The organism is Cryobacterium glucosi (assembly GCF_004402235.1).
In the GTDB taxonomy this organism is placed as follows: Bacteria; Actinomycetota; Actinomycetes; order Actinomycetales; family Microbacteriaceae; genus Cryobacterium; species Cryobacterium glucosi.
Window position 1 is genome coordinate 84,690 of record NZ_SOFS01000016.1, and the last position, 24,918, is coordinate 109,607.

A 24,918-nucleotide genomic window follows, 5' to 3' on the forward strand; every position below is an offset into this window, starting at 1 on the left:
CGTCGCCACGATGGAACGCGTCTTCGGATTACTGGATGCCACGGCTGGACACCTCTCGTCATTGTGTGCCCCGTATTTCGAGGTTGAGACAATGCTAAGGAGGGTACGAAGAGAAGTGTTGGCGATTCGGGATGGTGCAACACAGGCGATTTTCAGGGTTCTGCACCGCTTCGAAAGTCAGCCCGTTACTGCCCGTTGGGGTTGAGTGCTGGCGGCGCTTGAAGGTCCCGTCGTCGCGCCGATCGATGATTTCGAGAGCGGGTCAACGTTGATACGTACGTGTTAAAGGTCGACGCGAAAAGATGTGGATAACTTTTTCGGAGATTTCAGCTCAACCACTCAATGCCGACGGTCTCCGGGCGAAACGTCCGCGTTCCACGCCCCGGAGGGAACAGGGTTACGCGCATAAGCGTCCCCACGATCACCCGTTGACGCGAGGTCGTTAGGGAATCCCATGCGTCGGTCACGTCACTGTGCGCTGGATCGTTGAGCACGTCGTGTGCGTCGGGAACGGACAGGCGCGCTATGACGACGCCCCGCACATACACCTCGATCGGTTCCGCGTTCCGCGTGAGGTGTCCAGTCGAGGCCGAGCAAAGGTATGTGCGGATGCCCGTTCGCGCATTTACGCCCGCGTGTACCGGGGACCCACAAACGCCGCAAACGGCGAGCCCAGACAGTAGCCCATTCATGGCCTCATGGTATCGGCGGCTACGAGAGCCACTTGATAGCTACGGCTTCGGGATCGAATACTCTCGTGTTCCCCTGCCTGGAGATTCGTACTTCGAGGAGGGCTCGGACCAATCCGCGCTTGCCGGAGAGGGAGAGCGCGGCCCATTTGCCCGCCACGTCACCGACGAGAAGGTCCAGCGGGATGACTGCGGCTGCGTCGCTGGCTGCGGTCTTCTCGTCTAGGCGCTTGATCGTTGCTCGCAGTGGTTTCGCGGCGTCCCGCACGGCCTGGGCCGTCAGGGTGCCGTCAGCGAGCAACTCGGCCAGATCGTCGAGCCTGGATTGGGCGACAGCGCGCTCAGCGTAGAGGTGTTCCATCGGTGCCGCTTTGGGGCGCAACGTCGCGACAGCGTCGGGCTTCTGAAGTCGCGCAATGACGACCTTCTCCACTAGGTCGTCCACGGAATTCACGGAACGCTGAACGCACCCGTTCTCGTTGCAGAAATATGAGAGTCCCGAGTTAGCACGGTGCTTGACGTAGATCACGCCGCCACATTCGCCACATGCGGCAATCCCGGTTAGCAGATACTTCGCGGCGGTGAACGTGGACTTGCGCTTGCGCTTTGCGGCACCGCTCTGCCACGAGCGCCATGTCGCCTCGTCAACAATAGGTTCCCAGGAACCCTTGCCGACCTCAACGCCGTTGTACGACGAGATCCCCGCATAACGGCTGTTCGTGAGTAGGTCCCGTACCTGAATGATGCCCCACGCCTTGCCCTGCGGGGTGAGTATCCCTTGGTCGTTCAGGTCGCGCATGATTGCGTGCCTCGGCGTCTCCTCGGCGTAGTAGCGCGTCAGCACCTCGCGCAGAACTTCGGCCTCTTCGGGTACCTGCACGACCTTGTCGCCGTCGCGCCTATAACCGAACGGTCGGCGCGAGAAGTGCCATTCCCCGGCCTCGGCCCGCTGGCGGTATGAGGCCCGCTGGCGTTCCGTGCGGTGCTCGCCCTCGTGCGTGGCAACGGCACCCAAGATGCTCGCGCTCATGCGGCCGCTGGGGGTGTTCAAGTCCACGTCACCGGCCTGCACGGATGCGATCGTCAGGCCGTGGCGCTGGGCTATCTCAGTGATCTTCACGAGGTCAGTCAGCTTGCGGTAAAGCCGGTCAGGGTGCCAGACAATAACAGTGTCGGCGGCCCCGCTTTCGATCAGTTGCAGTAGGTTCTCGAACGACGGGCGGCGTACTCCGGTCGTTGCCGAAATGTCGTTGTCGCTCAACTCCGCTATCACGTCGAGGCCCTTACGCTTCGCCAATGAACGGCAGTCTTTGAGCTGGCGAGTCACGCCCGCCTCCTTGCCCGTCTTGTCAAGTGACTGCCGAGTGTAGATGATTGCTGTCATGCAATAACTGTAACTCTTGACGTATCAAATCGCTCAGCCACCTGACCGCGGTCTCCGGGGCGAATTGCGCGGTCGTGATCGCGATCATCATGCTGATCGGCGCCAGGCTCAGGCTCGGCCGGCTCCGGCTCGGGCGCGGTGCGCGCATCACCCTGTCGCTCGGCGTCCTGCTCGGCTTCGTCGTGCTCGTCACCCCCGAGCCGAGCGTGCTCCGCGCCGCCGTGATGGCGGCGGTGCTCCTCATCGGACTGGGCATCGGCAGGCCCGGTCGCGGTCTGCCCCTGCTCGCGCTGTCCGTCATCGTGCTGCTGGCGACGGACCCCTGGCTGTCCCGCAGCTACGGGTTCGCACTTTCCGTGCTCGCCACCGGCGGCCTTCTCGTGCTTGCCGGGCCGCTGACCCGATCCCTGGCCCGCTGGCTGCCGACCGGGCTCGCCGCCCTGATCGCGATCCCGCTCGCAGCGCAGCTGGCCTGCCAGCCCGTGCTCGTGCTGCTAAGCCCCACCTTTCCGCTCTATGGCGTTCCGGCCAACCTGCTCGCCGAGCCGGCGGCCCCGCTCGCCACGGTCCTCGGCCTTGCGGCGTGCCTGGTGCTGCCCTGGCTCCCCGGCGTGGCAGGCGTCGTTCTCTGGGCGGCGTGGGTCCCGTCCGCGTGGATCGCCGCAGTCGCGCGGACCGCGGCGGAGCTGCCGGGCAGCAGCCTGCCCTGGCTCGGCGGGCCATTGGGGGTGCTCGTGACCCTGGTCCTCACCGCGGCCGTGCTCGTGTTGCTTCTGCGGCAGGGCACACGGACCGGGTCACGAGCCGGAATCGGGGAGCGAATGGGAGGCCGCGACGGCGACGCCGGTTCACGCGGTGCCCGCCGGACCCGCTCGACGCTCGACGGCTGGTCGGCCGTCGCGCTCGTGGTGCTTGTGCTGGTCGTCGGTGGATACGCGGGCACCCTGATCGGAAAGGGCATCGGCCGCGCCCTGACCTTCCCCGCCGACTGGCAGATCGCAGCGTGCGATATCGGCCAGGGTGATGCCGTCGTCGTCAGGGACCACGGGACCGACCGGGACCGCTTCGCCCTCGTCGACGTCGGGCCGGACCCGAAACCGCTCAAGCAGTGCCTGCGCTCGCTCGGGATCGACCGGATCGACCTGCTGGTGCTGACCCATTACGACATGGACCACATCGGCGGAATCGGGGCCGTGATCGGCCGGGTCGGCACCGCACTCGTCGGCATCCCCGAGAACGCGCAGGACGAACGGCTGCACGCCCGGCTCACCGAGGGCGGCGCCGAGGTGCGGCAAGCGGCGAAGGGCGACGCGGGCACGCTCGGCGGCCTGCGCTGGGACATCCTCTGGCCCGTGCCCGGCGGGTCGGAGATGCAGACCGGCAACCCGGGGAGCGTCACGATCGAATTCGACGGGCGCGGCATCCGCTCGGTGTTTCTGGGCGACCTCGGCGAGGACGCCCAGGTCGCGCTCGACCGGGTGTCCGCGCCGGGCAGGGTCGACGTCGTCAAGGTCGCCCACCACGGCAGCCGGGACCAGAGCCCACAGTTCTACGCCGAGTTGCACGCAACCGTAGGACTCATCTCCGTCGGTGCCGACAACGGCTACGGGCACCCGACGGCCTCCCTGCTCGACCTGCTCCGCTCGGTCGGCACCCTCGCCGTGCGCACCGACCGGCAGGGGCTCTCGGTCGTTGCACCGGCCGCCGCCGGGGGAGGAGCCCTCACGGTCTGGACGGAGAAGGGCGGCTGAAACCGGTGTCGTGTCGAGGCTCAGTGTCCCCGGTGCCGGTTAGGCTGGAAACCCTGAGCCCGCCCGTGAGCAGGCCCAGGGGAGAGGACTCGCGTGGCCGTCCGCAGCGCAGCACCCGCCAAGACCGCCCGCACCGGCAAGGCCGTCGCGATCCCGCAACTCGCCTGGCACGAGGTCCGTCCCGCCCCGATCGTGCTCGTCTCCGGCACAGAGACCTTCCTCGCCGAACGGGCCATCCGGCAGCTGCGGGACTTCCTCAAGCTCGAGGACCCGAGCCTCGAGATCAGCGACGTGCTCGCCGACAGCTACGCGCCAGGTGAGCTGCTCACGATGGCGAGCCCGTCGCTCTTCGGCGAACCACGCCTGATCCGGGTCACGAACGTCGAGAAGTGCAGCGACACCTTCCTCGCCGAAGCCCTCGACTACCTGGAGAACCCCGCGGACGACACCTATGTCGTGCTCCGCCACGCCGGTGGCGTGCGCGGAAAAAAACTCCTCGACACCATCCGGTCCGGTCTCGGCGGCGGCATCGAGATCGTCTGCGCGGAACTCAAGAAGGACACCGACCGGCACGACTTCGCCGCGGCCGAATTCCGCACGGCAGGCAAACGGGTGAGCGGCAGTGCCCTGCGCGCCCTCGTGGCTGCGTTCTCCGGAGACCTCGCCGAACTCTCCGCGGCGTGCCAGCAGCTCATCGCCGACTCCACGGCCGAGATCACCGAAACCACGGTCGACCGGTACTACGGCGGCCGTGTCGAGGCGAATGCGTTCAAGGTCGCCGACGCCGCGATCGCGGGCAAGTACGGCGACGCCCTTGTCATCCTGCGTCACGCGCTCACCTCCGGTGCAGACCCGGTCCCCGTCGTCGCGGCGTTCGCCATGAAGATCCGCACGATGGCCAAGGTCTACGGCGCCCGTGGCGGATCGGGCCAGCTCGCCGGCCAGCTCGGCCTGGCGCCCTGGCAGGTCGAACGCGCCCAGCGCGACCTGCGCGGCTGGACCGACGAGGGACTCGGACGCTGCATCGTCGCCCTCGCTGAAGCGGATGCCGCGGTCAAGGGCGCCGAACGGGATCCCGTTTTCGCCCTCGAACGCCTCATCGGCGTCATCGCCCGCCGGGGCGAGGACTGACTTCCCGCCCCGTCACGACCCAGCTGACCGCGTGACACCATAATCGCTTGACATGACACCACGATGGTGTCACCATGGTGACATGGAACTCGGACAGTACGTCACCGACCTGCAACTCCAGCTGGCGGAGACCGCGGCGAACGGCGCGGAGGACACCCGAGCCGTCGCCGAACGGCTCGCCGCCGGGCTGGATGCCGCGGCCAGGCTTGTGCTCCTCGACGTCCTGTCGGCGGCGGTCGGGGAGATCACCCGTGAGCTCGCGCCCGGTTCGGTCGACCTGCGACTCCGTGGCCGCGAGATCGAGTTCGTGGTGACCCAGCCGAACCCGGAGTCGGACGCCGACGAGCGGCCGGCCACACCCGTCGACCTCGACGATGCGAGCACCTCGCGCACGACGCTGCGCCTGCCCGATGCCCTCAAAGCGCGGGTGGATGAGGCGGCCGCGGCCGACGGGCTGTCCGTCAACACCTGGCTCGTCCGGGCGATCGCTGCGGAAGTCCAGCCCAGGCAACGACGCTCCGCCCAGCGCACGCTCCGCACCGGCGACAACTTCGCAGGCTGGGCGCGCTGACCGGCCCCGCCCCGGCATCCACCGGCCCGCATGTCGGGGCCGGACACCCGTTCCAAGAACTGCTCCAGCCCACAGAAAGGGAGGCGCCAGCATGCCCAGCTACCCAACACCCACCCCGATCAACCTCGCCATCAACCTGCCGGTCGGCATGATCGACGTCTTCGCCGGCGACCGCACGGAGACCGTCGTAACGGTGTCGGCGACCAACCCGGCAAAGGCCGTCGACCGCCGCGGCGCGGAGGAGACGACGGTCGACTTCGACGGCCGGCGACTGACCGTGACCGGTCCGAAGCCCCGCTTCAGCGTCATCGGCCCGACGGAGTCCGTCGACGTGACGGTCGAGCTCCCCGCGGGGTCGCGGCTGACCGCAGAGATCAGTGTCGGCGGCGTGCGGACCGTCGGGCGCCTGGGCAACACCCGCATCAAGTCCTCAACCGGACCCGTCGACCTCGACGCCACCGGCGACCTGTGGCTGCGCGCGGCGCACGGCAACGCGACCGTTGCGACCGTCGGGGGTGGAATCGAGGTCACGGCCGACCACGGCCAGATCCGGGTCGGCACCATTGCCGGTGACGCGATCCTCAAGGCGTCCCACGGCAGCATCATGGTCGGGGAGGCCTGTGGCGATCTCGACGCGAAACTCTCCTACGGCGACCTCGACGTGACACAGGCGCTCGCCTCCGTCACGGCGAAGACCGCATATGGCAGCATCCACGTGCACGAGGTCTCGAGCGGTTCCATCCAGGTCGAGAGCGGCTACGGCCAGGTCACCATCGGCGTCCGGTCCGGCGTGCCCGCCTGGCTCGACCTCTCCTCGAAAGACGGGAGGGTGCGCAACGAACTGGCGGGCGACCGCGCTCCCGACGCTTCGGAGCCGACCGTCTCGGTCCGTGCCCGCACCCAGCACAGCGACATCAGCATCCGGCGCGCCCGATGACCGTGCCGTCCGAGATCCCCACCACCAGAAGACATCACGAGAAGGGAAGACCATGACCAGCTCAGCGATCGACGTCCACGGACTGTGCAAGTCCTACGGCGGACGGGTCGTACTCGACGACGTCGACCTCTCCGTTGCCGCGGGCACCGTCACAGCGTTGCTCGGCCCGAACGGCGCAGGGAAGACGACAACCGTGCACATCCTGTCCACGCTCGTGCGACCGGACGGCGGCACGGCTTTCGTGAACGGATGCGACGTCCTGCGCGACCACGACGGCGTGCGCGCCGCGATCGGCGTCACCGGCCAGTTCTCGGCGGTCGACGGCCTGCTCACCGGCGAGGAGAACCTCCAGCTGATGGCCAGGCTGCGTCACCTCGGCGCGAAACGATCGAAGGCCAGGGTGACCGAACTGCTCGAGCAGTTCGACCTCGTCGAGGCGGCCCGCAAGCCGCTCGCGACCTATTCCGGCGGGATGCGCCGCCGTCTCGACCTCGCGATGACGCTCGTCCAGGCCCCGAGCGTGATCTTCCTCGACGAGCCCACCTCCGGGCTGGACCCGAGGAGTCGCCACACCGTCTGGGACATCGTGCGCGACCTCGTCGCGCAGGGGACGACGGTGCTGCTCACCACCCAGCAACTGGCGGAAGCGGACGAACTCGCGGACCGCATTGCGGTGCTCGACGGCGGCCGGATCGTCGCGGAGGGAACGCCGGACGAGCTCAAGCGCCTCGTGCCAGGCGGGCACATCCGGCTGCGTCTCCCGGATAGCGCGGCGCTCGACGCTGCCTCGCGCCTGTTCGGTGAGTCCGCTCGCGATGAGGCGGGACTCGCGCTCACGGTGCCGGGCGACGGTACGGTCGGCGCGCTGCGCGGCATCCTGGATCGCCTCGATGCCGCCGGCGTCGAGGTCGACGACCTCAGCATCCACACCCCGGATCTCGACGACGTGTTCTTCGCCCTCACCGGCACGAAGGATCGGCCGGGCCGGGTCGACACGAAGGGAACCGAATCATGACCACCCTCACGGCCCGGCGTCAGGCAACACCACGCGGCCGCCGGCCATCGCATACCGTCGCCGACGCGATCACCATGCTGCGTCGCAACCTGCTGCACATGGTTCGGTATCCCGGCCTGTCGATGTTCACCATCCTCGGGCCCGTGGTGATTCTGCTGCTCCTCGTCTTCGTGTTCGGCGGCACGCTCGGGGCAGGACTGCCCGGCGTCGATCCCGCGAGCGGCCGCGACGCCTACCTCGCATACGTCATGCCGGGCATCCTCGTGATCACCATTGCAGGGACCGCGAGCGGCGCCTCGATCACCGTCGCGATGGACATGACCGAGGGCATCACGGCACGGTTCCGCACAATGTCGATCTCGCGCGCTGCAGTCCTCGCCGGGCACGTCGTCGGCAACACGATCCAGGCGATCATCGCCGTCGCCCTCGTGCTCGGAGTCGGCCTCCTCGTCGGATTCCGGCCGACGGCGGGAGTCGCAGAGTGGTTCGCCGTCGCCGGACTCACCGTGCTCGTCTCGTTCGCGGTCAGCTGGCTCGGAGTCGCCATGGGCATGCAGTCGAAAACCGTCGAGACCGCCAGTAACCTGCCGATGATCCTGACGATCCTTCCGCTCCTGGGCAGCGGCTTCGTGCCGACGGGCTCGATGCCGGAATGGATGCAGTCGTTTGCGCAGTACCAGCCGTTCACGTCGTTCATCGAGACCGTCCGCGGTCTCCTGCTCGGCACCCCGCTCGGCTGGAACCCGATGCTCGCGATCGGATGGTGCGCCCTGCTCTCGGTCGCCGGCTACGTCTGGTCGATGGCCCTCTACGAGCGCACCTCGGTGCGCTGACAGACCCGGGTCCCGCCCCGCGAAGGGGTCGGGACGACAAAAAAGCCCCCCGCCTGAGGCGGAGGGCTTTTTGGGTGGTGCAGAGACTAGACGAGCGCGCCGACGGACTTGGCGAGCGCCGACTTCTTGTTTGCGGCCTGGTTGCGGTGGATGACACCCTTGCTGACGGCCTTGTCGAGCTTCTTCGACGCAATCGCGAGGCTGGCGACAGCCTTGTCCTTGTCGCCGGAGGTGACAGCGAGGCGCGCAGCGCGAACAGCGGTCTTGAACTCGCTCTTGACCGCCTTGTTGCGCTCCTGGGCCTTCTTGTTGGTGCCAATTCGCTTGATCTGCGACTTGATATTTGCCACGTTTATACGCTTTCGTTAGGTTCTTGTTCGGATGGGCCGCGTGGCGGTAGAGGGCGCCGTACGGCAAAATCGTGGTGGGGTGGGACCCAACACGCAAGCCAACAGGCAACGATACCAGTTAATCGGTCCGGCCGATAATCGTGTCGGCTACTCGGTCTCCCCGGCCGAACCGCGTTCGATCTGCCGCAGCGGAGACGGCGAAATCGGCGGCGGGCCTGAGCTATGGGAGAATTACCGGATCATGTCACCCAGACCCCTCACGGCGTTCCTGCCGGCCGCAACACCGCCGGCATTCATCCGTAACTTCTGCATCATCGCGCACATCGACCACGGCAAGTCCACCCTCGCCGACCGGATGCTGCAGATCACCGGCGTCGTCGACGACCGCCTGATGCGGGCCCAGTACCTCGACCGCATGGACATCGAACGCGAACGCGGCATCACGATCAAGAGCCAGGCCGTGCGGATGCCCTGGGAACTCGACGGCCAGGCCTACGCGCTCAACATGATCGACACCCCCGGTCACGTCGACTTCACCTACGAGGTCTCCCGGAGCCTCGCGGCCTGCGAGGGCGCCATCCTGCTCGTCGACGCGGCCCAGGGCATCGAAGCCCAGACCCTCGCGAACCTCTACCTGGCCCTCGAGAACGACCTCACGATCATCCCGGTGCTCAACAAGATCGACCTGCCCGCCGCAGATCCAGACAAGTACGCGAAGGAACTCGCGAGCCTCATCGGCGGCAAGCCGGAGGACGTGCTGCGCGTTTCCGGCAAGACCGGAATCGGCGTCGCCGAACTGCTCGACCGCGCCACCAGGCTCATTCCCGCCCCCGTCGGCGACCCGGACGCCCCCGCCCGCGCGATGATCTTCGACTCGGTCTACGACAGCTACCGCGGCGTCGTCACCTACGTCCGTATGATCGACGGCAAGCTCAGCCCGCGCGAGAAGATCCAGATGATGTCCACCCGGGCGACGCACGAGATCCTCGAGATCGGCGTGACAAGCCCCGAACCGACCCCGAGCAAGGGTCTCGGCGTCGGCGAGGTCGGCTACCTGATCACCGGTGTGAAGGACGTCCGCCAGTCCAAGGTCGGCGACACCGTCACGACCGCGCTGCGCCCGGCAACCGTCGCCCTCCCCGGCTACACGGAGCCCAAGCCGATGGTGTTCTCCGGCCTCTACCCGATCGACGGCAGCGACTACCCCGCTCTCCGTGAAGCACTCGACAAGCTCAAGCTCTCCGACGCGTCCCTCGTCTACGAGCCGGAGACATCCGTCGCCCTCGGCTTCGGGTTCCGCTGCGGGTTCCTCGGGCTGCTGCACCTCGAGATCATCACCGAGCGCCTCGACCGCGAGTTCAACCTCGATCTGATCACGACGGCCCCGAGCGTGATCTACGAGGTCTCGACCGACGACAAGAAGACCGTCACCGTGACGAACCCGAGCGAGTTCCCTGACGGCAAGATCGCCAAGGTCGAGGAACCGATCGTCAAGGCCGCGATCCTCGCGCCCAAGGATTACGTCGGCGTCATCATGGAACTCTGCCAGGGCCGCCGCGGCACCCTGCTCGGCATGGAATACCTCGGTGAGGACCGGGTCGAGATCCGCTACACGATGCCGCTCGGCGAGATCGTCTTCGACTTCTTCGACCAGCTGAAGAGCAAGACCGCCGGGTACGCCTCGCTCGACTACGAACCGATCGGCTCGCAGGAGGCAGACCTGGTCAAGGTCGACATCCTGCTGCAGGGCGAGCAGGTGGACGCGTTCAGCGCCATCGTGCACCGCGACAAGGCATACGACTACGGCGTGCTGATGACCGGGCGGCTGCGGAAACTCATCCCACGGCAGCAGTTCGACGTTCCGATCCAGGCCGCGATCGGAGCCCGCATCATTGCCCGCGAATCGATCAGCGCCATCCGCAAGGACGTCCTCGCCAAGTGCTACGGCGGCGACATCTCCCGCAAGCGCAAGCTGCTCGAGAAGCAGAAAGAGGGCAAGAAGCGCATGAAGATGGTCGGCCGCGTCGAGGTGCCGCAGGAGGCCTTCATCGCCGCGCTCTCGGGGGACGAGCCGGCCAAGAAAGAGAAGAAGTAGGCGGATGCGGCGTTCCACCTTCACCGACGCGGCCGTGACCTATGCGGCGATCGGCGGCACCCTCGCCCCCGATCTGCTCCGGTACCCGCCGCGCGGTTACCGGCCGCTCGAACGCACCGTTCGCCTCGGCAGCGGTGAAGAGCGGTTCCGGACCGCTGCCGCGCTCCTGATGACCTGGGGCGTGCAGCTCGGCAGTGGCATGACCGTCACCGACCTCCAGCAGAGCACCGGCGTCCAGTACTCCGGGATCGTGTTCAACGCCGACGGCACCCCCTCGGTGAACCAGGAGCACCCGGTCGACGAGGCGACGTTCGCCGACGACGGCACCCCGTACATCGTCAACGGCATGTCCGCGCGCCTCTCGGTGGCAGTGGGCCCGTTCACCGTCGACTCGCCCGTACGTGTCGTCTACGTCATCGACGAGACGGACCGCATCGGTTTCGGCTACGGCACCCTTGACGGCCACCCCGCGAGCGGCGAGGAGGCGTTCATCGTCGACCGACAGGCCGATGACTCCGTCTGGCTGACGATCCGGGCCTTCTCACGTCCGAGCACCTGGTACTACCGGCTCGCCTGGCCGATCGTCCGCATGCAGCAGGCCAAGTACACCGCCCGCTACCTGCGCGCCCTGCACCCGGTCGGCGCGGTCTGACGATGGGCAGCGCCCTTCCCCTCGGCGATCCGGCACCGCGCGACGGCCTGCTCCCGGCATCCGCCGCCGTCGGGGCATCCGAGCGCGACTTCGGCGTGTACCTGCATGTGCCGTTCTGCCGGGTGCGCTGCGGCTACTGCGACTTCAACACCTACACCGCGACCGAGCTACGCGGAGCGTCCCAGCACGACTACGCGGGCCAGGCCGTCGCCGAGGTCGAGTCCGCAGGGCGCATCCTCCGCGACTCCGGGGTTCCGGACCGGGAAGCCGCGACGGTGTTCTTCGGCGGCGGCACCCCCACACTCCTGCCCGCTGTGGACCTGGTCCGGATGCTCGACTCCGTCCGCGACACCTGGGGCCTCGCGGACGGCGCCGAGGTGACCACGGAAGCCAACCCGGACTCCGTCGACGCCGCCTACCTCGACACTCTCGCCGCCGCAGGCTTCACCAGGGTCTCCTTCGGCATGCAGTCCGCCGTGCCCCGGGTGCTCGCGACCCTCGAGCGCACCCACGACCCGGAGCGCATCCCGCTCGTCACCGGGTGGGCCCGCGATGCCGGGCTCGACGTCAGTCTCGACCTCATCTACGGCACGCCGGGGGAGACCCGTGCCGACTGGCGCGCGAGCCTCGAGCAGGCCATCGGCCTGTCCCCGAACCACATCAGCGCGTATTCGCTCATCGTCGAGGACGGCACGAAGCTCGCAAGGCAGATCCGCCGAGGCGAACTCGCCCCCGTCGACGAGGACACCCAGGCCGAGTTCTACGAACTCGCCGACGAACTCCTCGACGCGGCCGGCTACGGCTGGTACGAGGTCAGCAACTGGGCGACGGATGCCGCGCACCGGTCCAGGCACAACCTCGCATACTGGCGCAGCCAGGACTGGTGGGGGGTCGGACCCGGTGCGCACAGCCACGTCGGCGGCGTGCGGTGGTGGAACGTCAAGCACCCCTCCGCATACGCCGACCGGATCCTCGCCGGGGACTCACCTGCCGCAGGGCGCGAGACCCTCGACGACACGACCCGCGAGGTGGAGCGGGTCCTCCTGCTCACCCGCATCCGGGAGGGCATCCGGATCGACTCGCTCTCGCCGCTCGGTCGCCGCGAGGTCGCCGGTCTCATCGCCGATGAACTCGTCAACGCGAAAGCCGCCCTCTCCGGGACGGTCGAACTGACCAGGAGAGGACGGCTTCTCGCGGACGCCGTCGTACGGCGGCTTCTCGCGGATTAAGGTGCTGCGGTCTAGCTGACGAACTTGATGGTGAGCGGGTAGGTGTAGTACTCGCCCTTGTTGGCCGCGAGGGCCGCGATGATGCTGAAGACGACGCTCAAGACCCAGACGGCGGGCAGCAGCAGGAACCCGACCAGCGCCAGCGTCAGCACTCCGCTGACCACATAGGCGATGGCCAGGGTGATCTGGAAGTTGAGCGCCGTCGCCGCGTGCGCGCGGATGAACGGGCCGCGGTCCTTGAGCACGAGGTAACCGATGAGCGCGGGCACGAACTCGAAGAGGATTCCGCCCACGTGGATCAGGGTGGCCCACAAGCGTTCGTCCGACGGGTTCATCGGCGTAACGGGCTGGTAGGAATTGGCGGGGGGTGGTGTGGACATTCGGGCTCCTTGTACGCGTTATCTGGTTGTGCTGGTCCCGCGAGATACTCCGGGTGGTGTGAGGTTCCGCCGGTCGCCGCGCTACTTGATGAGACGCAGGGCGAAGGGGTAGCGGTAGGCCTGGCCGTCCTTCGCCTTCAGGAACCCGAGGATCGAGAAGATGATCGCCACGACCCAGGCGGCGAAGATGATCAGGGCACCGACGAACGGGAGGATCGAGCCGATCACGTAGAGGATGGCGATCGTGATCTGGAAGTTCAGGGCTTCCTTGCCTTCCTGGGCGGTGAAGCGACCGCGATCCTTGAACACGAGCCAGATGATCAGGGAGGGGAGCGGGCCGATGATGCCGCCGAGGTGCGCGAAGGACGCCCACTGGCGGTCCTCGGTCTCGGTGAGGGGAGCAGCGGCAACGGGTGTGGGTGCTGCCGGCTGGTATGGCTGCTGCGGGGGGCGCTGGCCCAGGTTCGGATCTTCGCCGTTGTTACCGGTTGAATTGCTCATCATCGTGCCTTTCCGTGCGGATGGAGGACCGTTACAAGACTCAAGGTACTGCGCCCAATCATCCGCTAGCAATGGGGGTGTCCCCGTGTGTCGCGATATGATTGGCAGTCAAACGCCGTGAGTGCCAAAGTCGCCGGCACCCAGTCACCCGGAAAGGAGGCGATTCAGTCATGGTTTCGGATCGCAGCCTCGAAGTTCTGCGGGTCATTGTTCAAGACTACGTCGCCTCGCGCGAGCCCGTCGGGTCAAAAACCATCGTTGACCGGCATTCCTTCGGAGTGTCGGCGGCGACCATTCGCAATGACATGGCTCTCCTCGAGGAGGAGGAGCTCATCATCGCCCCGCACACCTCCTCAGGGCGGATCCCGACCGACAAGGGGTACCGGCTCTTCGTCGATCACCTCGCCGATCTGCGCCCGCTCTCCGCAGCGCAGCGCCAGGCCATCGAGACGTTCCTCGGGCAGTCCGCAGACCTCGACGAGGTCCTCGCCCGCAGCGTGCGGTTGCTCTCCCAGCTCACCCACCAGGTCGCGCTCGTGCAGTACCCCTCGCTGTCCCGTGCGAGGGTGCGCCACATCGAGCTCGTGGCGCTCTCGGAGACCCGGCTCCTGTCCGTGCTGATCACGGATGCCGGCCGGGTCGAGCAACGCGTGATCGAGCTGCCCCGGCCGCTCGAGGAGCAGCTGCTGGTCCGCCTCCGCGCCCGCCTCAACGCCGCCGTGGTCGGCCTCAGCATGAGCGCAGCAGCGATCGCGCTCACGGATGCCGCCGACCTGGCCGGCGAGCAACCGGACGTTGTCTCCCTGGTCACCCTCACCCTTCGCGACCAGGTCGGTGCGAACCGGCAGGAGCGGCTGGTGATGGCCGGCGCCGCGAACCTCGTGCGCACGGAGGAAGATTTCACCGGGAGCATCTACCCGGTGCTCGAGGCCATCGAGGAGCAGGTCGTCCTGCTGCGCCTCTTCGGCGAGATGGCGACAGACCAGCACGGGGTGTCGGTGAGTATCGGCAGGGAGAACGCGCCATTCGGACTCTCCGAGACCAGCGTGCTGACCAGCGGCTACAGCTCGCAGGGTGGAGACCTTGCCCGCCTCGGCGTCCTGGGCCCCACCCGGATGGACTACTCGAACAACATGGCGGCCGTCCGTGCCGTCGCCCGCTACCTGTCCCGCCTGCTCGAATAGGCGAGTCCCTCGACCAGCCCCCACGCCGCACACCTACGAAAACAGACCTAGGAGAGCCAGCTTTGGCTGACCATTACGAAGTACTCGGCGTCGCACGCGATGCCTCCACCGACGAAATCAAGAAGGCGTACCGTCGCCTCGCCCGCCAGCTCCACCCCGACGTGAACCCCGGCGCGGATGCGTCTGAGCGGTTCAAGCACGTCACCCACGCCTACGACGTGCTGAGCGACCCGAAGCAGCGCGACAACTACGACCACGGCGGCAACGGCCGTACGGGCGGAAACGCCGGGTTCGACGGCAACTTCGGCAACTTCGGCGACATCTTCGAGACCTTCTTCGGAGGCGGCGGCGGCAGCCGTGGACCGAGGTCTCGCCGCGAACGCGGCCAGGACGCCCTGATCAGGGTCGAACTCGACCTCGACGAGATCATTTTCGGAACCCACCGCGACCTCGAGGTCGACACGGCCATCGTCTGCGCGACCTGCAGCGGAACCTGCTGCCAGCCCGGAACCGCCCCTGTCACGTGCGACATCTGCCACGGCACCGGCAACATCCAGCGCGCCGTGCGCTCCCTGCTGGGCAATGTGATGACCTCGAGCCCCTGCGGCTCCTGCCGCGGTTTCGGCACGATCATCGCAACCCCGTGCGTGACCTGCCAGGGCCAGGGCCGTGTCCGCGCCCGCCGCACTGTTCCGGTCGACATCCCCGCCGGCGTCGACACGGGCCTGCGCCTGCAGATGCCCGGGAGCGGAGAGGCCGGACCTGCCGGCGGCCCCAACGGCGACCTGTACCTCGAAATGAAGGTCCGCCACCACGACGTGTTCAGCCGCGACGGTGACGACCTGCTCTGCACCCTCGACGTGCCCATGACGGATGCGATCCTCGGCACGACCACAACGGTCAAGGCCCTCGACGGCGACATCACCGTCGAGATCCGTGCCGGAGTGCAGGGCTCCGAAGTCATCACGGTCAAGGACCGCGGAGTCTCGCGCCTCCGCGGCAATGGCCGCGGCGACCTCAAGGTCGGGATCCACGTCGTGACGCCGACCAAGCTCGACCACAAGGAGAGGGAACTGATCGAACAGTTCGCCGCGAAGCACAAGTCCCCGGCTCCCGCGCTCAGTGCGGTGCAGCAGGGACTCTTCGCGAAGCTCCGCGACCGGTTCCGCGTCTAACCGGATGGCGCACTTCTTCATCGACGAGTCCCTCCGCGCGGAGGACTGCCCTGTCGGAGCCGTCGCGACCATCACCGGTGCCGAGGCCAGGCACGCGGTCACCGTGAGCCGGGTCCGGCCGGGGGAGCACCTGCTCGCCGGGAACGGGTCCGGCCTGCTCCTGGAGACGACCGTCGAGGAAGCGGAGCCCGGACGGCTGGCCCTGCGGGTCGACAGCGCGCGGAACATCGCGAGGCCGAGCCCGCGCATCCGCCTTGTGCAGGCACTCGCCAAGGGCGACCGTGACGAGATGGCGGTGCAGGCCGCGACCGAACTCGGCGTCGACGGCGTCGTTCCGTGGGCGGCCGCCCGCTCGGTGACACGCTGGGAGGGCCAGAAGGTCGCCAAGGGACGGGAGCGTTGGCGCGCCATCGTACGCGAGGCGTCCAAGCAATCGATCCGGCCCTGGCTTCCCGAGGTCGCAGACCTCACGAGCACCAAACAACTTGCCGTGCTGGCGCGGGGCACGCGGATGCTGCTCCTCGAGCCCACCGCCGACATCCGGCTGACCCGGTTGCCGTCGATTGACGACGCGGCCGACGCGGCCGATTCCCAGGCAACCGCGGCGCGGGACATCGTGCTCGTCGTCGGTCCGGAGGGTGGCATCGCCGCCTCGGAACTCGAGATGCTCGAAGCCGCCGGGGCCGTGCGGGTGCGCCTCGGCGACACCGTGCTGCGCACGTCGACGGCCGGGCCCGCCGCCCTCGCCGTGCTCAACGCCGCCCTCGACCGGTGGTGACCCCCGGCAGGGCGACCTGCCGCTTAAGATAGGACCATGTCAGAAACCGGCGCAGAACCCTCCGTCTTCAGCCGCATCGTCGCGCGCGACATCCCCGCGACCATCGTCGCCGAGACCGAACGCATCATCGCATTCGTCGACATCAACCCGCAGGCCCCCGTGCACATCGTCGTCACGACCAAGACGGAGGCGTACCGCAACGTCGTCGAACTCGCTGCCGGCGACCCCGGACTCCTTGCCGAGCTCGTCGCCGTCGCCGGGCGGGTCGCCACCGAGCTTTCCGACGGCCAGTTCCGCCTCGTCTTCAATACCGGCGCCGCCGCCGGACAAACCGTGTTCCACGTCCACGCCCACGTGCTCGCCCTGAAACCGTCGGAGGACGGGGCGACCGGCTCGCTCGGGGAGGGAACACTTGGTTCCGTCTGAGCCGTCTGAGCCGTCTGAGCCGTCAGAGAAGTCCGTGCCGTCCCTGCCCTCCGGTGCGCTCCCGTCCGAAACGACGGTCGAGACCCGGATCCTCATCGACGGGGTCGCCATGGTGCGCCTCCTCGGCGCGCAGGACCGGCTGCTCGGCGCGATCGAGAAGGAACACCCCGCGGTCAGCGTGCACGTCCGCGGCAACGAGATGACGCTCTCCGGTGAGCCGAGCCAGGTCGCCGCCGCCCGCCGTCTGATCGAAGAATTGCTCGTGATGATCCGCGAGGGCCGTGACCTCGCGCCGGCCGAGGTCGAGTCGAGCGCCCGCATGCTCGGCGAGGACAGCACCTCGAGCCCCTCCGTTCGCCTCGGGCCGCCGATCCTCACCTCACGGGGCAAGAGCATCCGCGCGAAGACGATCGGCCAGAAGGAATACGTCGATGCCATCGACACCGACACGATCGTTTTCGGGATCGGCCCCGCCGGAACCGGCAAGACCTACCTCGCGATGGCGAAGGCTGTCCAGGCCCTGCAGCGCAAGGAGGTCGACCGGATCATCCTCACCCGTCCGGCCGTCGAAGCGGGGGAACGCCTCGGCTTCCTGCCCGGCACCCTGACCGACAAGATCGACCCCTACCTGCGTCCGCTCTACGACGCGCTCGGCGAGATGATGGAGCCGGAACTCCTGCCGAAACTGCTCGCGGCCGGCACGATCGAGGTCGCCCCGCTCGCCTACATGCGCGGCCGCACCCTGAACAACTCCTTCGTCGTCCTCGACGAGGCGCAGAACACCACGCCGGAACAGATGAAGATGTTCCTCACCCGGCTCGGCTTCGGGTCGAAGATGGTCGTCACCGGCGACGTCACCCAGATCGACCTGCCCGCAGGCACGAGCGGGCTGCGCCTGGTGACCCGGGTGCTCGATACGGTCGACGACATCCGCTTCGTGCGCCTGACGAGCGCGGATGTCGTACGCCATTCCCTCGTCGGCAGGATCGTCGACGCGTGGACCGAATACGACGCACTCAGGCAGGCGCAGCGCATCGAAAGCGAACAGGCCCACGAGTTCGTCAAGCGCGGCCCAGAACGACCCGGCGGCATCCGCGACCGCTTTCCGAAACGGAGACCCTCATGAGCATTGAAATCAACAACGAATCCGACATCCCGGTCGACGAGGTCGCGCTCCAGCGCCTCGCGGCCTTCGCCCTCGACACCATGCACGTGCACGCCGACGCCGATCTCGCGATCCTCCTCGTCGACGAGGGCGCGATGGAGCAGCTGCACGTGCAGTGGATGGATGAACCGGGGCCCACCGATGTCCTGAGTTTCCCGATGGACGAACTCAGGCCTGGCACAGAAGACGCCGAAACACCGGCCGGCCTCCTCGGTGACATCGTGCTCTGCCCGCAGGTCGCCCAGGGCCAGGCCGAGACGGCCGGGCACTCGACCCTTGACGAGCTCCTCTTGCTGACCGCGCACGGGATCCTGCACCTTCTCGGCTTCGACCACGCGGAGCCCGACGAGGAGAAGGAAATGTTCGGGATCCAGCGCGACATCCTGATCGGCTTCGCCATGCAGGAACGCCGCCGCGCGCGATGAGCATCGGGTGGTTTCTCGTGGCGGCCATCGTCCTGGTCGCCTTCGGCGGCCTGATGGCCGCCGTCGATTCCGCCATCCTCGCCCTCTCCCGCGTCGACATCGCCGAGCTCGCCGAGACACACCGGGCGAAACGGTCCCTCCGCGCGATCTCCGCAGACACCGGCGCCCACCTCAATGCGATCAGCTTCATGCGGATCATCGCAGAGACGACCTCCGCGGTACTCGTGACCCTCGTCTTCGCCACCACGATCGAGCAGCTCTGGCTCGCCCTCGTGCTGTCCGCGGCCCTGATGACGGCCGTGTCGTTCGTTCTCGTGGGCGCGAGTCCGCGCAGCGTCGGCAGGGCGCACCCGGACGGGTTGCTGGCCGGGACCGCGCCGCTCGTGCACTTCCTGCGCGTACTGCTCGGGCCGATCGCGAACGCCCTCGTCGCCCTCGGCAACCGGGTCACCCCGGGGCGCACCCGGCTCGCGACCTTCACCTCGGAAGACCAGCTGCTCAGCATGGTCGACGAGGCCACCGAGCTCGACGTCCTCGAGGAGGATGACCGGGAACTCATCCACTCGATCTTCGAGTTCAACGACACCGTCGTCCGCGAGGTCATGATCCCACGCACCGACATGGTGACGATGGAGGTCGATGCCTCCCTCGGCGAGGCGATGGGCCTCTTCCTGAGCAAAGGCTTCTCCCGAGTGCCCGTCATCGACGGCGAAGTCGACGATGTCACGGGCATCGTGTACCTCCGCGACGTCGCCCGGCTCGTCTACGAGCGACCGCCGAACATCGAGAGCCTCACCGTCGGCGACCTCGCCCGGCCCGCCGTGTTCGTCCCCGAGTCGAAGAAGGCCGACGAGCTCCTCCGGCAGATGCAGCTCGAGTCGAACCACCTCGCCATGGTCGTCGACGAGTATGGTGGCATAGCGGGCCTGGTCACGCTTGAAGACCTGATCGAAGAACTCGTCGGCGACATTTCCGACGAGTACGACCGTGATGTCGTCGAGGTCGAAGACCTCGGCCACGGCCGGTTCCGGGTCAGCGCCCGGCTCCCGGTCGATGAACTCGGCGAACTGTTCGACCTCGAACTCGACGACGACGAGGTCGATTCGGTCGGCGGACTGCTGGCCAAGGCCCTCGGACGACTGCCCGTTGCCGGGTCGGTCGCACGAACGAGCGGGCTGGTCCTCACCGCGGAACGCACCGAGGGCCGCCGCAAACGGATCAGCACAGTGCTGGTCCAACGAGACGAAGCGCTGATCGAAGCGCAGACCGCATTCCTCGGAGTGACGGACGATGAGGGAGTAAACGGCCATGACCACAGAAAATGAATTCCGGGCGGGGTTCGTGTCGTTCGTCGGCCGACCCAACGTCGGCAAGTCGACCCTCACCAATGCCCTGGTCGGTGAGAAGGTCGCCATCACCTCGTCGAAGCCGCAGACGACCCGGCGGGCCATCCGCGGGATCGTGCACCAGAAGGACGGCCAGCTGATCCTCGTCGACACGCCGGGCATCCACAAGCCGCGGACCCTGCTCGGCGAGCGACTCAACAGCCTCGTCCAGTCCACCCTCGCCGGTGTCGACGTGGTGGGCCTGTGCATCCCCGCCAACGAGCCGATCGGCCCGGGGGACCGCTTCATCAACGAGCAGCTCGACAACTTCCCGCGCGCCCGCAAGGTCGCGATCGTGACCAAGATCGACCTCTCCTCGAAGACGAGCGTCGCGAACCAGCTGCTCGCGGTGTCCGCACTCCGGGACTGGGAAGCGATCGTCCCGATCTCGTCGACGAGCCGCATCCAGCTCGACATCCTCGCCGCCGAGCTCCTGCGCCTCCTGCCGCTCTCCGACGCGCCGCTCTACCCCGCGGATGCCGTCACGGACGAAAGCCTCGAATCGCGCATCTCCGAGTACATCCGTGAGGCGGCGCTCGAGGGCGTCACCGACGAACTGCCGCACTCCATCGCCGTGACGATCGACGACATCATCGAACGCGACGACCAGGAACTCGTCGAGGTCTACGCCAACCTCTTCGTCGAGCGGGACAGCCAGAAGGGCATCATCATCGGCAAGTCAGGCAGCCGGCTCAAGGACGTCGGGGTGCGGGCGCGCAAGCAGATCGAACCCCTCGTCGGCAAGCGGGTCTTCCTGTCCCTCCGGGTCAAGGTCGCCAAGGAATGGCAGCGCGACCCGAAGCAGCTCGGTCGCCTCGGGTTCTAGGGGTTCGCCGCCCTGAACCTTTGCTGGGGACGGGCAGGCCTGCCAGCATCCTTCCCTGAGCTATTGCTCAGAACCCGCGATTTGGCGGGAAGGCCGTCCCTCGGAGTGTGAGGGTAGGGAGGGAGGAAACCGAAATGGCCGCATTGCTTGACACCAGCATCGTTGCTGGGCCCGTCGTCGTGGTCCTCTACGTTCTTGCCGGACTCGCCGTCCTCCTCGTGCTCGTCCGCCGGTACAGCGGAATCGTCTTCTTCCGTGTCGCCGCGAGTCTCTCAGCAGGGGCGCTCTTCGGCTGGGTCCTCGCCTGGCTGACGAGCGATGTCTGGGACCTGTTCGGTGTGTCGCTGTCGATGGTGACCCGCGGCTGGGTCGTGGCCGTCTTCGCCGGGATCGGTCTCGCGATCAACAGCCTGACCGGCCGTGGCTGGCGGCGGGGCGTCGCGATCGCCCTGATTCCGCTCTGCCTCCTCGCCGCCGCGGCCGGCATCAACGCCGACTTCGGGCAGTACACCACGGTGCGCGCGGCACTCGGAGTTCCGCTCTACGGAGCACTCGACGTGGGCGCGACCGCCGCAACGGCGAGCAGCGTGGGGGAGACCGCGGGCAGCATCGGCACCGTCACGATTCCGGCAACCGTATCCGGCTTCGACGCCCGCCCGGCCATCGTGTACCTGCCGGCCGCCGCCCGCACGGCACATCCTCCCGTGCTCCCCGTCGTCGTGATGCTATCCGGCCAGCCGGGAACACCGGCAGACGTCTTCACCGCAGGGAAACTCGACGCGATCCTCGACACGTACGCCGCCGCCCACGCCGGCCAGACGCCCATCGTCGTCGTCCCTGACCAGTTGGGGGCAGCGGACCGCAACCCCATGTGCGTCGACTCCGTGCTCGGCAACAGTGCCAGTTACCTCACTGTCGACGTGCCCGCCTGGATCCGGTCCACCTTCTCGGTCGCCGCAAGCCCCGCCGGGTGGACCATTGCGGGGTTCTCCCAGGGCGGCACCTGTTCCATCCAGCTCGGCGCCGCGCACCCGGAGCTCTTCGGCACCATTCTCGACATCTCAGGCGAGCTCGTGCCCAGGAACGGGGATGCCGCCCACACGATCCAGACCGCGTTCGCCGGCAGTGCCACCGCTTACGCGGCCGCCGCGCCGGCCGCGATCCTCGCTGCGCACGCCCCCTATTCCAACCTGCACATCATCTTCGCCGTCGGGGCAGGTGACACGCGTTTCCTGGCCTGGGCGAACACCCTCGACGCCGCGGCGACCGCGGCCGGCGCAGGCACGGACCTGATCGTCTCGCCAGGGACCGCGCACGACTGGCACACCGTGCAGTTCGCCTGGACGACCGCTTTGCCGCTGATCGCGGCCCGCACCGGACTCGCGGTGACCCCGTGAACGCCATGTCGACGTCCACCGAAGGCTCCCACGGTGCCGGCGGAACAGCCGAAACCGGGTGGTTCTCCCGGGCCGGAGCCGGTCTCGCCGTGACCATCCGGGTCGTCTGGCGACGGCTCAGGACACAGCCGGTGTCCCTCGGCTACGCGCTCATCCTGCTCGTCCTCGCACTCTCGACGGGCATCGTCCAGGGGCCGTCGCGGTGGATCCGGCTCTGGTTCGGGACCGGATACGAGTCGGTCATCGACGGCGGGCACTGGTGGTCGCCGATCACGAGCGTGTTCCTCGTGGACAATCTCGCGGAACTCCTGCTCGCGATCCTCGCGACCCTCGTGGTCCTCGGCTATGCCGAGCATCTCCTCGGCAGTGGCCGAACGGTCATCGCCTTCCTGTCGACGGCCATCCTCGGCACCGGGATCGGTCTCCTGCTCCAGGACGCGGGTGTCGCGAGCGGAGAGATGTGGTCACGGGGCGTCAGCGAACTCTGGGCGCTCGACCCGTTCACGCCGATCTTCGGCACGATCATGGCGGCGAGCAGCTTCGCAGGGCCGCTCTGGCGGCGACGCATCCGCGTATTCACCCTGATGGTTGCCCTCGTGCTCGTGCTCTACTCCGGCCAGCCCTCAGACGTGTACCGCCTTCTCGGGGCCCTCGCCGGTCTCGCGCTCGGGGCCGTCTTCCGGCCCCGGCGGATCGACCTGACCTGGCGCCGCAGTTCGCACCGCGAGACGCGGACACTCCTCGCGTCCGTGCTCGGCATCCTCGCCGTCGGCCCGGTCATCACGATCTTCTCCGGAACGCGCTTCGGCCTCCTCGCTCCGCTCGGACTCCTGCTCACCCAGGGCGTGCCCTCCGTCACCGATGTCGTGGACCGGTGCCTCCTGGGCGATATCACCCGGCAGTGCGTGCACGAACTAACCCTCGAGAGGGTCGCCGGGGTGGGGCCGGTGCTCGTCTCGCTGCTGCCGCTCCTCACCCTTCTTGTCGCCGCCTTCGGAGTCCTGCGGGGCAGACGATTCGCGGCCTGGCTCGCGATCGTCGTGAACACCGGCATGGCCGTTCTCGGCGCCTGGTACTACGGCCTCCTGCCGATCTCCGGCCAGCCGTACGTCTGGCACTGGCGCTCCTTCCAGTACTGGGAGGTCGCCGTCGTGCTCGTCGTGTCGGTGCTGGTTCCGCTTGCAACTGCCGTGCTGATCATCGTGAACCTGCGTCGCTTCCCCGTGCGCAGCAGGCCGGGCAGGCTCCGCCGCTTCTTCGTGACGACCGTGGTCTCCTTCTTCGGCCTCGCGGCCGTGTACGTCATCGGGGGACTCGCGCTCAGCGACCGGTTCACCCCCGCCGTGAACCTCGTGGACCTCGTCAGCGACGTGCCGGAGCGGTTCATTCCCGTCGGATTCCTCCGACTCGAACGACTCTCCTTCCTGCCGACCGACTGGGCGTCGACCTTGCTCTACCAGTGGGTCGGACCGGTGTTCTGGGCGATCGTCATCATCGGGGCGATCCAGTGCATGCGCAGCACCGTCGCCGGCGGCCGGAGCGACGACGCGGCCCGGCTGCGGGCCATCCTCAGCAGGGGCGGTGGAGGCTCCCTCGCATACATGACCACGTGGGAGGGGAACTCACTGTGGTTCAACGCTTCCGGATCGACCGCGATCGCGTATCGCGTGGAGGCCGGCGTCGCCATCACCACGACGGAGCCGGTCGGACCCGTCGAAGACGCCGCGCGGGCGATCGCCGACTTCGCCATCATGTGCGACGACCACGGCTGGGTCCCGGTCTTCTACAGCCTGCACGGCAGCTGGCAGGCGACCTTCGCCCGGATGGGCTGGCAGACCATGGGGATCGGCGAAGAGACGATCCTGAGGCCCCGGACCTGGGACACAACCGGGAAGAAGTGGCAGGACATCCGCTCGTCGATCAACCGGGCGGAACGTGCCGGAGTGCGCGCGGAATGGACGACGTACCGCGCGCTTCCCGTGCTCGAGAACGTGCAGATCTCCGAGATTTCCGAGCTCTGGGTGCAGGAGAAGGAACTCCCCGAACTGGGCTTCACCCTCGGCGGACTCGACGAGCTCCGTGACCCCGCGGTCCGGCTCATGCTGGCGATCGATGAAGGCCAGGTCGTGCACGCGGTGACGAGCTGGCTCCCGAGCTACCGGGACGGGAAGGTGATCGGCTGGACGCTCGACTTCATGCGGCGGCGCCCGGACAGCATGAACGGCGTGATGGAATTCCTGATCGCGCAGACCGCCCGGCAGATGAGCGAACAGCCGGAAATCGAATTCCTGAGCCTCTCGGCGGCCCCGCTCGCCCAGACCGGCGCGGGCGACGGAGACAACCGGGCGTCGAGCCTCGCCTCCCGGTTCATCGACTTCCTCGGGCGCAGCCTGGAGCCCGTCTACGGGTTCCGTTCGCTCCTCGCCTTCAAACGGAAGTTCCAGCCCGAATTCCACCCGCTCTTCATGGCCTACCCCGACCCGGTCGCCCTTCCTGCGATCGGGCTCGCACTTGCACGCGCGTATCTGCCGGCTCTCTCCGTGCGGGAAGCCCTTGCTTTCGCCAGGAGCCTGACCTGACCTGACCTGACGGGACTACATCGCTCGGAGGATTTCCGGTTCACTCAGGGATGACGTTCC

At 67.7% G+C, this 24,918-nt stretch carries 24 protein-coding genes; 19 read left to right on the forward strand and 5 right to left on the reverse strand.

The window, feature by feature from the left end; all coding sequences use genetic code 11:
- Nucleotides 1-326 precede the first annotated feature (326 nt).
- Nucleotides 327-692 (reverse strand): recombinase zinc ribbon domain-containing protein, encoded by a 366-nt coding sequence (locus E3O46_RS18995; RefSeq protein ID WP_134561402.1) that lies wholly within the window; start codon nt 690-692, stop codon nt 327-329.
- Nucleotides 693-711: 19 nt separating this feature from the next.
- Nucleotides 712-2,073, reverse strand: a complete 1,362-nt coding sequence (locus tag E3O46_RS07000; RefSeq protein WP_134561403.1) for a recombinase family protein — start codon at nt 2,071-2,073, stop codon at nt 712-714.
- A gap of 41 nt (nt 2,074-2,114) precedes the next feature.
- Between E3O46_RS07000 and E3O46_RS07005 the strand changes: the two genes are divergently transcribed.
- From E3O46_RS07005 to E3O46_RS07030, 6 genes are all read left to right on the forward strand, one after another.
- The gene (locus E3O46_RS07005) at nt 2,115-3,824 is read left to right on the forward strand and encodes a ComEC/Rec2 family competence protein (RefSeq protein ID WP_277612970.1); all 1,710 of its coding nucleotides are present in this window, start codon (nt 2,115-2,117) and stop codon (nt 3,822-3,824) included.
- 93 nt (nt 3,825-3,917) lie between these two features.
- Nucleotides 3,918-4,955, forward strand: a complete 1,038-nt coding sequence (gene holA, locus E3O46_RS07010; RefSeq protein WP_134446067.1) for a DNA polymerase III subunit delta — start codon at nt 3,918-3,920, stop codon at nt 4,953-4,955.
- A gap of 82 nt (nt 4,956-5,037) precedes the next feature.
- On the forward strand, nt 5,038-5,526 hold the full coding sequence (locus E3O46_RS07015; RefSeq protein WP_134446066.1) for a toxin-antitoxin system HicB family antitoxin: 489 nt from the start codon (nt 5,038-5,040) through the stop codon (nt 5,524-5,526).
- Nucleotides 5,527-5,617: 91 nt separating this feature from the next.
- Nucleotides 5,618-6,463 (forward strand): DUF4097 family beta strand repeat-containing protein, encoded by an 846-nt coding sequence (locus E3O46_RS07020; RefSeq protein ID WP_134561405.1) that lies wholly within the window; start codon nt 5,618-5,620, stop codon nt 6,461-6,463.
- Nucleotides 6,464-6,515: 52 nt separating this feature from the next.
- A complete protein-coding gene (locus tag E3O46_RS07025) occupies nt 6,516-7,478 on the forward strand; it encodes an ATP-binding cassette domain-containing protein (RefSeq protein WP_134446064.1) in 963 nt (320 codons plus the stop codon).
- Complete coding sequence (locus tag E3O46_RS07030) at nt 7,475-8,311, forward strand: ABC transporter permease (RefSeq protein ID WP_134446063.1); 837 nt, start codon at nt 7,475-7,477, stop codon at nt 8,309-8,311. Before E3O46_RS07025 ends, E3O46_RS07030 begins: the two co-directional genes overlap by 4 nt.
- 86 nt (nt 8,312-8,397) lie before the next feature.
- Here E3O46_RS07030 and rpsT read toward each other — a convergent pair whose 3' ends face one another.
- Nucleotides 8,398-8,661, reverse strand: a complete 264-nt coding sequence (rpsT, locus tag E3O46_RS07035; RefSeq protein WP_134446062.1) for a 30S ribosomal protein S20 — start codon at nt 8,659-8,661, stop codon at nt 8,398-8,400.
- Nucleotides 8,662-8,902: 241 nt separating this feature from the next.
- On the opposite strand from rpsT, the gene lepA reads away from it, so the two are divergent.
- The 3 genes from lepA to hemW are packed head-to-tail and all read left to right on the forward strand — an operon-like array spanning nt 8,903 to nt 12,637.
- Complete coding sequence (gene lepA / locus E3O46_RS07040) at nt 8,903-10,756, forward strand: translation elongation factor 4 (protein ID WP_134446061.1); 1,854 nt, start codon at nt 8,903-8,905, stop codon at nt 10,754-10,756.
- Nucleotides 10,757-10,760: 4 nt separating this feature from the next.
- Nucleotides 10,761-11,408, forward strand: a complete 648-nt coding sequence (locus E3O46_RS07045; RefSeq protein ID WP_134446060.1) for a DUF1990 family protein — start codon at nt 10,761-10,763, stop codon at nt 11,406-11,408.
- 2 nt (nt 11,409-11,410) lie between these two features.
- Entirely contained in the window at nt 11,411-12,637 is a 1,227-nt protein-coding gene (hemW, locus tag E3O46_RS07050; protein WP_134446059.1) for a radical SAM family heme chaperone HemW, read from the forward strand.
- 11 nt (nt 12,638-12,648) lie between these two features.
- On the opposite strand, the gene E3O46_RS07055 is transcribed toward hemW, so the two are convergent.
- Both E3O46_RS07055 and E3O46_RS07060 read right to left on the reverse strand, forming a co-directional pair.
- Nucleotides 12,649-13,017, reverse strand: a complete 369-nt coding sequence (locus tag E3O46_RS07055; RefSeq protein WP_241975265.1) for a DUF4870 domain-containing protein — start codon at nt 13,015-13,017, stop codon at nt 12,649-12,651.
- 81 nt (nt 13,018-13,098) lie between these two features.
- Nucleotides 13,099-13,518, reverse strand: a complete 420-nt coding sequence (locus E3O46_RS07060; RefSeq protein WP_241975264.1) for a DUF4870 domain-containing protein — start codon at nt 13,516-13,518, stop codon at nt 13,099-13,101.
- Between the two features lie 170 nt (nt 13,519-13,688).
- Between E3O46_RS07060 and hrcA the strand changes: the two genes are divergently transcribed.
- From hrcA to E3O46_RS07110, 10 genes are all read left to right on the forward strand, one after another.
- Nucleotides 13,689-14,702: a heat-inducible transcriptional repressor HrcA gene (gene hrcA / locus E3O46_RS07065; RefSeq protein ID WP_134446057.1), complete on the forward strand. Its 1,014-nt coding sequence runs from the start codon at nt 13,689-13,691 to the stop codon at nt 14,700-14,702.
- A 62-nt stretch (nt 14,703-14,764) separates the two neighbouring features.
- The gene (dnaJ, locus tag E3O46_RS07070; protein ID WP_134561406.1) at nt 14,765-15,877 is read left to right on the forward strand and encodes a molecular chaperone DnaJ; all 1,113 of its coding nucleotides are present in this window, start codon (nt 14,765-14,767) and stop codon (nt 15,875-15,877) included.
- Nucleotides 15,878-15,881: 4 nt separating this feature from the next.
- Nucleotides 15,882-16,655 (forward strand): 16S rRNA (uracil(1498)-N(3))-methyltransferase, encoded by a 774-nt coding sequence (locus E3O46_RS07075; RefSeq protein WP_134558467.1) that lies wholly within the window; start codon nt 15,882-15,884, stop codon nt 16,653-16,655.
- A gap of 36 nt (nt 16,656-16,691) precedes the next feature.
- A complete protein-coding gene (locus E3O46_RS07080) occupies nt 16,692-17,081 on the forward strand; it encodes an HIT domain-containing protein (protein ID WP_134558466.1) in 390 nt (129 codons plus the stop codon).
- A 109-nt stretch (nt 17,082-17,190) separates the two neighbouring features.
- The gene (locus E3O46_RS07085) at nt 17,191-18,207 is read left to right on the forward strand and encodes a PhoH family protein (RefSeq protein ID WP_134446126.1); all 1,017 of its coding nucleotides are present in this window, start codon (nt 17,191-17,193) and stop codon (nt 18,205-18,207) included.
- Nucleotides 18,204-18,671 (forward strand): rRNA maturation RNase YbeY, encoded by a 468-nt coding sequence (gene ybeY, locus E3O46_RS07090; RefSeq protein ID WP_134446053.1) that lies wholly within the window; start codon nt 18,204-18,206, stop codon nt 18,669-18,671. The genes E3O46_RS07085 and ybeY overlap by 4 nt, the downstream gene beginning before the upstream one ends.
- A complete protein-coding gene (locus E3O46_RS07095) occupies nt 18,668-19,996 on the forward strand; it encodes a hemolysin family protein (RefSeq protein ID WP_134446052.1) in 1,329 nt (442 codons plus the stop codon). Before ybeY ends, E3O46_RS07095 begins: the two co-directional genes overlap by 4 nt.
- Nucleotides 19,980-20,882 (forward strand): GTPase Era, encoded by a 903-nt coding sequence (gene era / locus E3O46_RS07100; RefSeq protein ID WP_134446051.1) that lies wholly within the window; start codon nt 19,980-19,982, stop codon nt 20,880-20,882. Before E3O46_RS07095 ends, era begins: the two co-directional genes overlap by 17 nt.
- A gap of 134 nt (nt 20,883-21,016) precedes the next feature.
- Nucleotides 21,017-22,279: an alpha/beta hydrolase gene (locus E3O46_RS07105; RefSeq protein WP_134446050.1), complete on the forward strand. Its 1,263-nt coding sequence runs from the start codon at nt 21,017-21,019 to the stop codon at nt 22,277-22,279.
- Between the two features lie 5 nt (nt 22,280-22,284).
- Complete coding sequence (locus E3O46_RS07110; protein WP_134561407.1) at nt 22,285-24,858, forward strand: bifunctional lysylphosphatidylglycerol flippase/synthetase MprF; 2,574 nt, start codon at nt 22,285-22,287, stop codon at nt 24,856-24,858.
- Nucleotides 24,859-24,918 lie beyond the last annotated feature (60 nt).